Here is a 390-nt window from a genome sequence, read left to right on the forward strand (position 1 = left end):
ACAAGCCTCGGGGTCGCCGCGCAGTGCGCCTTCTTGACGGAAGCGCGCAAGGGCCTCGACTGGGTCGCGGACCTGCCGGCCCAGTCCGGTCAGCAGGTGCTGCGCCAACTCGACCAGGCGTACCAGAACTGGTGGAACCCGCAGCACCCCGCCGGGGCGCCGACCCGCAAACGACGCTCGGCCCGGTTGTCAGTCCCGTTCCCCGGGCAGGCCGTGCAGGTCCGCCGCCTCAGCCGCCGCTGGGGTGCGGTGAGGCTGCCGAAGGTTGGTGAGGTCAAGTTCCGCTGGTCCCGGCCGCTAGGCGGAACGGTCCGCAACGCGGTGGTGTCCTTCGACGGTGTCGCCTGGCACGTCGGGTTCGGCGTCCACACCGGCGTCAAGGCGCCCACA

1 protein-coding gene is annotated in these 390 nt (G+C 71.8%); it reads left to right on the forward strand.

The annotated features are described in order from the left end of the window. Positions 1-33: 33 nt before the first annotated feature. Positions 34-390 (forward strand): hypothetical protein (locus ACNAW0_RS30695; RefSeq protein ID WP_416291532.1); only part of this gene is annotated, 357 nt, incomplete at its 3' end.

The organism is Micromonospora sp. SL1-18 (assembly GCF_047921505.1).
In the GTDB taxonomy this organism is placed as follows: Bacteria; Actinomycetota; Actinomycetes; order Mycobacteriales; family Micromonosporaceae; genus Micromonospora.